This window comes from Sphaerisporangium rufum (assembly GCF_016863395.1).
Classification (GTDB): Bacteria; Actinomycetota; Actinomycetes; order Streptosporangiales; family Streptosporangiaceae; genus Sphaerisporangium; species Sphaerisporangium rufum.
Genome location: NZ_BOOU01000016.1, coordinates 1 through 9,120 on the forward strand (window position 1 = coordinate 1; position 9,120 = coordinate 9,120).

The following is a 9,120-nucleotide window of genomic DNA, read 5'->3' on the forward strand; positions in this document are numbered from 1 at the left end:
GAACCGGCCTGGGAGGGGCCCGCATCGGGTGAACGGCTTGCTTCGCGCGGGGTGGGGCGTCAGCCGGGGGCGGGGGCGCCGGGGCGCGGGGCGTCCGCGGGGGGACGCAGGACGGTGCCGGCGAAGGACGACTGCTCGTTGGTGTGCGGGAACGGCTCGGCCGGCACCGGGACGCCGAGGAAGTCGCACAGCGGCTCCCACCCCTGGGCCACCCGGTAGTCCAGCAGCCGCCCGGCCGGGACGGTGTCCCGGACCTCCTGGTTGTGCCGCTCGTAGCAGGCGATGACGTGCTCGCGGTCGGAGATGTCCCCACCGAAGGTGCGGCCGACCACCGCCTCGCGGCCGAACTCGGCCAGTTCCTTCGCCGCCGGGAAGGCGGCCAGCCGCGCCGAGGTCTCCGGGATCTTCCCGGCCATCGCCGCGAACACCGTTCCCGTCACCGACTCGTACCACTTCCCGGCGTCGCGCGTGGTCAGGATGATCTTGGCGTCCGGGCGGGCGTCCACCATCTCCCGCCAGAACGCCACCCCGGGCCAATCGGTGGTGGCGGCATACCCCGCGAGCGGGCGGCGCCAGGCCTGCGGCTCGCCGCGCGCCGCCGCCAGCCAGTCGCGCAGGTGGTCCGGATGGGCGAACACCTCGGTGAAGTGGTAGCACGGCCCGAGGCCGAGCCGGCACAGCGCCGTCTTGAGCGTCATCGTCCCGGTGCGGCCGAGGCCGACGCCGATCGTCCGTAGCATGGCAACCCCCTGGGACGACCCCACCAGAGGCGGCCATGCCCGGCAAGCAGGCCACACCCGTCATGACGCGACATTGACCCTGATACGACCGTCCGCCGGAGGTCAGGACTTGCGGGCGACACCGCAGATGGCGTCGACGGCCTTGGGGTCGCCGCCGATGTCGGTGACCTCCGGGCGCCACTGGGAGGTGGGCACCACGCCGGGTTCCACCTGCTCCAGGCCGGTGAAGAACCGGGCGATCGCCTCCGGCGAGCGCAGGTGGTAGGAGCTGGCGGAGTTGGCGTTGTAGGTGCTGATCGCCTGGTTCAGCGACTCGCTGGTGTCGGTGCCGTCGCTCAGCGCCAGGTAGCTGCCCGGCGGCAGCGCGCCGACCAGGCGTTCCACGATGGCGCCGGGAGACTCCGCGTCCGGGAGCTGCCCCATCACGCCGAGCAGCATGAGCGCGATGGGCTTGTCGAAGTCGAGGGTCTCGGCGGCCCTGGCGAGGATCAGGTCCGGCTCGCGGACGTCGGCCTCGATGTAGTCGGTGACGCCGGGCGGCGTGCTGGTCAGCAGCGCGTTGGCGTGCACCAGCACCAGCGGGTCGTTGTCCACGTACACCACGCGCGACTCCGGGGCGACGCGCTGGGCGACCTCGTGGGTGTTGTCCGCGGTCGGCAGGCCGGTGCCGATGTCGAGGAACTGCCGTACCCCGGCCTCGCCGGCCAGGTAGGTGACCGCCCGGACCAGGAAGCGCCGCTGCAGCCGGGCGATCCGCGCGATGTCGGGGAACATGCGCAGGATCACGTCGCCGATCTCGCGGTCGGCGGCGTAGTTGTCCTTACCGCCGAGCAGGTAGTTCCAGACGCGCGCCGAGTGCGGGTTGCTGGTGTCGAGCTTCGGCGGCTGCCCCTGGGCGTGGGTCGGGCCCTGTGTCACGGCGTTACTCCGGTCTGTGCGGCGGGCGGCGGGACGGGTCCGCCCAGCGTAGTGGCTCTCCGGCCGGAAGATCACTGATTCCCGGCAAAGAGCACATGGCCGGTGAAACCTGTCAGAGCCCCTACCTTCTCTGATTATCTCCCATCAGCCCCCAAGCGTTTCATCACCCGTCAATCACCCCTTTCCATCGGGTGCCGGCGCCCCTGGTGCCCCGATCCGGCCGGCACGACGGGCACCCGGCCCGGACCGGGCGGTCACGGGCGGCGGGCGGCGTGCAGCCGGACGACGGCGGGCACCCGGTCGTCCTCCAGGGCGTACCGCAACCGGGCCAGTGCCCGGTGGACGCCGTGCCGGGCGGCGGCCGGGTCGGCGTCGTCCGGCAGCACCACGCCGACCGCGACCCGCGGGGCCGCCGGCGTGCCGCCCAGCACCGCCCGGGCCCGGCCGGCCGGCAGCGCCGCCTCCACGTCATCGCTGACCGCGTCGGCGGCGGCGCGGGCCGACAGCCGGGCCGTGCCGTGGCCGGCGGTCCATGGCAGCGTGATCCGCCGGATCGCGTCGGTGCGGGCCTGCAGCAGCAGCCACCGCAGGGCCAGCAGCTCGACGAGCACCGCCGCCGCGGCCAGCGCCGGCCAGAACCAGCCGTGCGCGGCGACCCAGGCGCCGAGCCGGGCGGACAGCACCCGTTCGTAGCGCGGGCCGAGCGGAGGGCACAGGCCGAGGCCGCGGGCGAGCGCGACGGCGCCGGCGGCCAGCAGGATCAGCCCTAGCACCGCGAGCCAGACCCGATTGGCCCGCCCGGTCCGATCGCTCATCGCTCAGCCCTCCCGGTGCCGGACGCCGGCCCGGACGCGCAGCGGCCGCAGCGGGCGCAGTTCGGCGAGCCTGGCCCGGACGGCCGCGGTGACCTGGCCGGCCAGCTCGGGTGACTCGCGTAGCGGGGTGGTCGTGGTGACCCGCACCCGGCGGCGGCCGACCCGGACCCGCGCGCGGGACACCCCGGCGACCGACTCGGCCACGGCGGCCAGCTGGCGGGCCAGCCCGGTACGGGTGATGCCGATGACCGTTCGCGGGTCGTCCGGCGCCAGTCCGACCGCGCGCGGCCTTCCCGGAGTGAGGGCCAGCACCAGCAGCAGCAGGCCGAGCAGCACGAGAACCCCGGCGGTGATCAGGGTGGCCGGGTCGTCCCAGCGGGCCTGGGCCAGCCGGGCCACCCAGGGCGCCTCGGGCGGGCGGATCCGGCCGCGCAGCGCCGCCGCGAGCGCGACGAAGAACGTCGCCAGGGCGAGCGCGGCCAGCAGCAGCGCGGCGATCGTGGCCGGTACCCGGCGCCGCGGCCGGAACGCGCGTGCGGCGGCCCGCCGCGCCCCCCGGTCCGCCGGCGGCGCGCCGCCGTCCCCACCACCACCCGTGCCGCGATCCGTGACTCCATCCGTGCCGCCGTCCGCGCCACCACCCGTGCCGCGATCCGTGACTCCATCCGTGCCGCCGTCCGGCCGGTCGTCGGTGCCGCCCGCGGTCCACGGGAGCGGCCCGGTGGCCGCCTCCGGTTCGCCGGGGGCGCCCCGATCGGCCGGGCCGTACCTCGCCTGGTCCGGCCCGCCGTACCCCTCCGGGTCCCGCGCGCCGTACGGCTCCCCATCCGGCGGGTCGCGGTCGTCCGGCCCCCGGTCCCGCGGGTCGTGGCCGTGCGGGTGGTGTGGGTCGTGGCCGTGCGGGGCGCCGGTGTCCGGCCGATCCGGCTCTCCGCGGTCCGGGCCGTCCGGGCCGGGCGGCGGGCGGGTCACCGGACCCGCCTGGTCTCGGGTGCCGGCGGCACCAGACGGACCACGTCGATGTCCACCTGGCGGGCGTCCAGGCCGGTCAGCGCGCCGACGCGGTCGGTCACCGCGCGCCGGACCCGCTCGGCCACCTGCCGGACGGGCTCGGGATAGACCACTCCCATGGTGATGTGCACCATCGCCAGGTGGCCGTCCACCCGGGCGCGTACCCGCGGCGTCCCGGCGGCGGCCGCCCGCCGCCCGGCGCCGGCGGTACCGGGCACCTCGGCGGCCGCCCGCTCGGCGATCCGGGTCAGCACCTGGCCGGAGATCTCGGTACGTCCGCGCTCGCCGTGCGGGGTGGCCCGCGCCAGCCGCTCGACGGTGTCCGGGACGCCCGGCAGCGGGTCGTCCGGAGGGCTCACTGCCGCCTCCGGCCGCCCAGCATGCCGCCCACGTCCAGGTCACCGGCCAGCGCGCGGCCGACCAGGAACCCGATGACCCCGAGCACCAGTACCACCAGGAAGGCGGTGAGCCCGCCGACCACCACGGCGAAGCCCAGCGCGATCCCGAACAGCAGGCCGACCAGCGGCCACCAGCGGCCGTCGTCCATGTCGATCACCCTTCCCCTGTCCGAACCGCCCGGTCCGCGGCGGTTCCGCCGTCTCCGGGCATGCTGATGTCGTCGACGCGCACGTCGACCGGGCGCCCGCCGGCCAGCGGGGCCACCGCGGCGCGCACCTGCTCGGCGATCTCCGCCAGCGGGCGGCCGTACCGGGCGACGACGGCGACCTCGATCGCGTCGTCCCGGACGGCGACCCCGGGCACGGTACGCCCGGCCAGGTAGGTGGCCAGCGGCCCGCGCGCGAGCCCGGCCACGTCCGGGCAGCCGGTCACGGCCGCCGCGATGCGATCCGCCGGCTCGCCGGTGTCGCCGGCCGCCGTGACCGGCTCCGCCACCGTCCCACCCGCGGCTCCGGCGTTCCCGGCCACCAAGGTGTTCCCGGCGGCTCCGGCGTTTCCCGCCGCTCGGACGTTCCCGGCGGCTCGGGCGTCCTCGGCCCGCCCTGCCTTCTGGTGCTCCGCCTCCGCGTGCCGGGTGGTGGCGCCGCGTGCTGTTCCGCTTCCGGTCGCCGCTCCCGCTCCGGCGCCGGTCGCCGGTCCCGTGCCGCGCACCGATCCCGGTCCAGAGCCGGTGGCCCGGTCGTGCGGCGACCCGCCCGCTCGTGGAGTTCCGGGCCGCGCCGGATCCGCGGGTGCACCCCCGGAAGGTCCGCGATCCCGTGCCGGGTCCACCGGCCGGCCGGGGCCGGTGGCGTCCGGCAGGCGTTCGGCGGGTTCGGCGGGCCGGCCGGGCTCGCCGCGGGCCGGCCGGCCCGGCCCGGTGCGGGCGGGCCGGCGGCGCGGCGGCTCCTCGGCGGGCCCGCTCACCGGACCCGCGCCTCCTGCTGCGGCTCCTCCGGCTCCTCGCCGGGCAGGTGCAGGTCGTCCACGCTGATGTTGACCTCGGTGACCTCCAGGCCGCACATGTTCTCCACCGCGTCGATGACGTTGCGCCGGATGCCGGCGGCCAGGTCGGGGATGGAGACGCCGTACTCGGTGATCACGTTGAGATCCACGGCCGCCTGGCGTTCGCCGACCTCCACCGCCACCCCCTGCGTGCTGCCGGCGCCGCCGCCCCCGGTGAGGCGCTCGCGTACCGCGCCGAGCGCCCGGGACATCCCGGCACCGAGCGCGTACACCCCGGTGACCTCCCGGGTCGCCATTGCCGCGATCTTGGCGACCACGGTGTCGGCGATCGTCGTCCTGCCTCGCTGCCCGCCCTCCACCGTGGTGTGCTGGGCGCCGGCCCGCGGGCTCGCCGTCTCGCTGCGCTGTGTGCTCACTCGGGGACCTCCTCGGCTCGGGACCGGCGGTCGAGGGATACGCCGGCGTACCGGTTGCCCTACCCGAGGCAGGGAGATATAAGGCCATCTGATGCCTAATGTCTGATTATCGGGGCGCTGGAGTGCTGTCCGGGGCCGCCCAGCGGCCCAGCAGGTCCCGGTAGAGCGGCGAGGCGGCGAGCAGCTCGTCATGCGTGCCGGCCAGCGCCCGGGCACCGTCCATCACCAGCACCCGCCGGGCGCGCAGTGCCGAGGTCAGCCGGTGCGCGATGACGACGAGCGTCCCGCCCCGGGCGGCGAACGCCTCCTCGGCCCGCGCCTCGGCCGCCGGATCCAGGTGGCAGGTGGCCTCGTCCAGGATCACCAGCGGCGCGGGGGACAGGTAGGCCCGGGTGAGCGCGATCAGCTGGCGCTCCCCGGCGGACAGCGCGGCCGGGTCCACCGGCGCGGCCAGGCCGCCGAGCCGGCCGGCCAGCGCCGCCAGCCCCACCGCCTCCGCCGCCTTCTCCATCTCCGCCTCGGTGACGTCCCCGGCCAGGTAGGCCAGGTTCTCGGCCAGCGTGCCGCGGAAGACGTAGGCCTCCTGCGGGATGAGCACCCTGGTCCGGGCCAGCGCGTCCGCCGACAGCTCGGTGACCGGAACCCCGCCGAGCGACACCCGCCCGGCGTCCGGCCGCAGCAGGCCGGCCGCCAGCGCCGCCATGGTGGACTTGCCGATGCCGCTCGGCCCGACCACGGCCAGATGGTCGCCGTCGGGCACTGAGAGGTCCACCTCGCGCAGCACCGGCTCGGCGCCCGGCCCGTAGGCGAAGGTCACCCCGCGCAGCCGCAGCAGCGCGCCCGGCGGCGCGGGCCGGGTACCGGTCCGGGACGGGGGCCGGGTGCCGGTGGCGAGGATCCGCTCCAGCGCCACCACCAGCCGCACCCCGTTCACGCCGACCCCCTGCACCAGGCCGCCCAGCGCGGGCGCCAGCGACTGGACCAGGTAGGTGAGCGTGCCGAGCACGACGCCGGCGGTCGCGCCGCCGCGCACCAGCGACGGGGTGGCGACCAGCACGGCCAGCACCGGCAGCCAGCCGCCCACGCCCAGCGACAGGGTGCGCAGCGCCGTCAGCCGGGCCAGCGCCCGGGTGACCCGCGCCTGCTCGTCCACCTGGCCGCCGACCGTGGCGGCGACCCGGTCCTCGGCGCCGCACGCGCCGATGTCGCGCAGGCCGTCCACCAGGCCGGCCAGCGCGGACGCGGTGCGCTCCTCGGCCAGGATCTGCCTGCGCTGCAGCCGCGCCATGGCCGGCAGCGAGGCGGCGAACAGGGCGAGTCCGGCCAGCAACGGGGGCAGCACCAGGGGCAGCACCGCGCCGGTCAGGGTGAGCAGGCCCAGCACCACGCCCGCCACCGAGAACACGAACGACCGCAGCACGGCGATCACCGCGCCGAACGAGTCCCGGGCCAGCTCCACCTGACGGCCGAGCCGGGCCACCGCCGCGCTGTCCGGCCCGGTCCCCGCGACGGCCGCGCGGTGCAGGGTGCCGTCCACCACCCGCAGCAGCAGCGTGTCGCGGAAGGGCTCGACGATGCCGGCGATCGCCACCAGTACCTGCCGGGCGCCGAACGCGGCGACCACCCAGGTGACGGCGAGCGCGCCCAGCCAGGCCAGCCCGGTCAGCGGGCGCCCGGCGGCGAACCCGTCGTCCAGCGCGCGCGCCACCGCCAGGCCGGCGGCGAACGACGGTGCCGTCTCGGCCACCGACCAGCCCAGCAGCCGGGCGAGATCGCGCGGCCGTCCCCGCAGCGCCCCGTACAGCAGCGCGCGGACGGGCGGCCGCGGCGCGGCGGCCGGGGCGGGCCCGGCGCGGCCGGTCACCCCGCCTCCGGGCCGGCGCCGCCCGCGTGCCGCGGCACCGCCGGGACCGCGGCGTCCCGGCCGGCCCCCGCGGGCGGCGGGCCCGCCGGGGCCGGCTCGTCGAGCCGGAAGACCGCCCGGTAGTCCGGATCCCGCCAGAGCTCCTCGTGACGGCCCAGGCCGCGCATCCGCCCGTCCTCCAGCCAGACGACCAGGTCGGCGCGCGCGGCGGTACCGGCGCGGTGCGCGACGATCAGCCGGGTGCGGTCGCGCAGCTCCTCGGTGAGCGCCCGCGCCACCTGGTACTCGGTCACCGTGTCCAGGCTGGAGGTGGCGTCGTCCAGGACGAGCAGCCGGTCGCCGTGCGCGAACGCCCGGGCCAGGCCGATCCGTTGCCGCTCGCCGCCGGACATCGGCGCCGCGTCGAGCGGGGTGTCGTACCCGCGGGGCAGCCGGCGGATGAAGGCGTCGGCCGCCGCCGCCCGGGCCGCCGGGCCGGCCGTGCCGGCCGGCCGGTCCACGGTGATCGCCTCGCCCACCGTCGCGCCGAACAGCACCGGCCGCTCGAACGCGTACCCCACCGCGCCGCGCAGCGCGGACCGGCCGAGCCGGCGCAGCGGGACGCCGTCCAGCAGCACCTCGCCGCGGTCGGGATCGGCGAGCCGTCCGGCGGCGGCGGCCAGCAGCGACTTGCCGCTGCCCGACCGGCCCACCACCGCCAGCACCGTGCCACCGGGCACGGCCAGGTCGAGGTCGCGCAGGGCGGGCCGCCCGTCCACGCACACGGTCACGCCGCGGAACTCCAGCCGGCCGCGGCCGCCGGGCGGCGCCTCGGCGGTGCCGTGGGCGCGCACCGGCGCGGCCAGCACCGCGGCGACCCGGCGGGCCGCCGAGCGGGCCCGGCCCAGCCGGTTCAGGTGGCCGAGCGCGGCGCCGACGCCCGCGCCGAGCACCGCGTACCGGGCGGCGGCGAACAGCTCGCCGACGCTCATCGCGCCCTGGGCCAGCCGCAGCCCGCCCGCCGCGATGACCGCGGTCTCCAGCAGCGGGACCACGATGGCCGCCTGCACGCCCGCCCGGGCGTTGACCCGCCACAGCGCCATTCCGTGGGCGCGCAGCCGGGGCAGCGGGGCCAGCACCCGGCCGACCTCCTGCTCCTCGGTGCCGGCGGCGGCGATGGTCCGCGCGCCGGCCAGGGCGTCCACCAGCCGGGCGGCGATGTCCCCCTGCGCCTCCTGGTAGCCGGCCGCCACGGCCGTCGTCTCGCGGAGGAACGCGCGCAGCACGACGCCGATCGCCACCAGGCCGGCGGCGAAGGCCGCCGCGGGCCACGGATCGATCAGGGCCAGCGCCACCAGCGACCCGGCCGCCGGCACCAGCAGTGCCACCGGCATGATCAGCGATTCGGGCGCGGCCGCGGCCTCCTCGGCGCCGGCCCCGGCCCGGGCGACCAGATCGCCGGGCGGGAAGCGCCGGGTGACGCCGGGGCCGGCGCCGAGCAGGTGGCCGACCATCCGGGTACGCAGCCACCGGCCGGCCTGGGCGCGGCCGCCGCCGCCGGCCAGCACGGTCAGCGCGTCGCAGGCCACCACCGCGGCGACCAGCGCCGCGCAGGTGACCAGCGCCGCCTGACCGGCGTCACCGGGGCCGCCCGGGACCACCAGCGCGTCGACCGCGTGGCCGAGCGCCCCGGGCAACAGAAGCTCCATGACCGCGCCGGCCAGCGCGGCCCCGGCGTACACCGCCGGCCATCGCCCGCTGCGGCGCAGGGTCCCCAGCAGCAGCCGGTCACCGGCCGCGTCCGGGCCCGGCGGGGTCGTCGGGGAGGCGGGCATGGCAAAGGTTTCCCCTCCGGCGGGTCCGGGAATGAACAGGCCTGGAGCGGCCGGGTCAGGGCCGCCCCAGGCAGATGTCCGATCGCCGGTCCGCGCGAGCTCTCAGCGTCCGCGCGGGCCGTCAGACCGTGCGGGCCG

General features: G+C 77.7%; 10 protein-coding genes. All 10 read right to left on the reverse strand.

Annotation, left to right across the window (positions count from 1 at the left end):
* Positions 1 to 59: 59 nt before the first annotated feature.
* The 10 genes from Sru01_RS06415 to Sru01_RS06460 all read right to left on the reverse strand — a co-directional run bounded on the left by Sru01_RS06415 (position 60) and on the right by Sru01_RS06460 (position 8,982).
* Complete coding sequence (locus Sru01_RS06415) at positions 60 to 740, reverse strand: sulfotransferase family protein (RefSeq protein ID WP_203982943.1); 681 nt, start codon at positions 738 to 740, stop codon at positions 60 to 62.
* Between the two features lie 102 nt (positions 741 to 842).
* Positions 843 to 1,658, reverse strand: coding sequence for an SAM-dependent methyltransferase (locus tag Sru01_RS06420; protein WP_203982944.1), 816 nt, complete (start codon positions 1,656 to 1,658; stop codon positions 843 to 845).
* A 254-nt stretch (positions 1,659 to 1,912) separates the two neighbouring features.
* The gene (locus Sru01_RS06425) at positions 1,913 to 2,473 is read right to left on the reverse strand and encodes an alkaline shock response membrane anchor protein AmaP (protein WP_203982945.1); all 561 of its coding nucleotides are present in this window, start codon (positions 2,471 to 2,473) and stop codon (positions 1,913 to 1,915) included.
* 3 nt (positions 2,474 to 2,476) lie between these two features.
* Positions 2,477 to 3,445: a DUF6286 domain-containing protein gene (locus Sru01_RS06430; protein ID WP_203982946.1), complete on the reverse strand. Its 969-nt coding sequence runs from the start codon at positions 3,443 to 3,445 to the stop codon at positions 2,477 to 2,479.
* On the reverse strand, positions 3,442 to 3,843 hold the full coding sequence (locus Sru01_RS06435) for an Asp23/Gls24 family envelope stress response protein (protein WP_203982947.1): 402 nt from the start codon (positions 3,841 to 3,843) through the stop codon (positions 3,442 to 3,444). Before Sru01_RS06435 ends, Sru01_RS06430 begins: the two co-directional genes overlap by 4 nt.
* Positions 3,840 to 4,031, reverse strand: coding sequence for a hypothetical protein (locus tag Sru01_RS06440; RefSeq protein ID WP_203982948.1), 192 nt, complete (start codon positions 4,029 to 4,031; stop codon positions 3,840 to 3,842). The genes Sru01_RS06435 and Sru01_RS06440 overlap by 4 nt, the downstream gene beginning before the upstream one ends.
* 5 nt (positions 4,032 to 4,036) lie before the next feature.
* Positions 4,037 to 4,378, reverse strand: coding sequence for an Asp23/Gls24 family envelope stress response protein (locus Sru01_RS06445; protein WP_239137009.1), 342 nt, complete (start codon positions 4,376 to 4,378; stop codon positions 4,037 to 4,039).
* A 467-nt stretch (positions 4,379 to 4,845) separates the two neighbouring features.
* Positions 4,846 to 5,304, reverse strand: coding sequence for an Asp23/Gls24 family envelope stress response protein (locus Sru01_RS35365; protein ID WP_373869494.1), 459 nt, complete (start codon positions 5,302 to 5,304; stop codon positions 4,846 to 4,848).
* Positions 5,305 to 5,410: 106 nt separating this feature from the next.
* Complete coding sequence (locus tag Sru01_RS06455; RefSeq protein ID WP_239137011.1) at positions 5,411 to 7,168, reverse strand: ATP-binding cassette domain-containing protein; 1,758 nt, start codon at positions 7,166 to 7,168, stop codon at positions 5,411 to 5,413.
* On the reverse strand, positions 7,165 to 8,982 hold the full coding sequence (locus tag Sru01_RS06460) for an ABC transporter ATP-binding protein (protein WP_203982950.1): 1,818 nt from the start codon (positions 8,980 to 8,982) through the stop codon (positions 7,165 to 7,167). Before Sru01_RS06460 ends, Sru01_RS06455 begins: the two co-directional genes overlap by 4 nt.
* Positions 8,983 to 9,120 lie beyond the last annotated feature (138 nt).

Bases quoted from the DNA above. Each gene is read 5' to 3' on its own strand.
- Sru01_RS06415 (WP_203982943.1), bottom strand. From the start codon at position 740: ATGCTACGGACGATCGGCGTCGGCCTCGGCCGCACCGGGACGATGACG.
- Sru01_RS06425 (WP_203982945.1), bottom strand. From the start codon at position 2,473: ATGAGCGATCGGACCGGGCGGGCCAATCGGGTCTGGCTCGCGGTGCTA.
- Sru01_RS06440 (WP_203982948.1), bottom strand. From the start codon at position 4,031: ATGGACGACGGCCGCTGGTGGCCGCTGGTCGGCCTGCTGTTCGGGATC.
- Sru01_RS06460 (WP_203982950.1), bottom strand. From the start codon at position 8,982: ATGCCCGCCTCCCCGACGACCCCGCCGGGCCCGGACGCGGCCGGTGAC.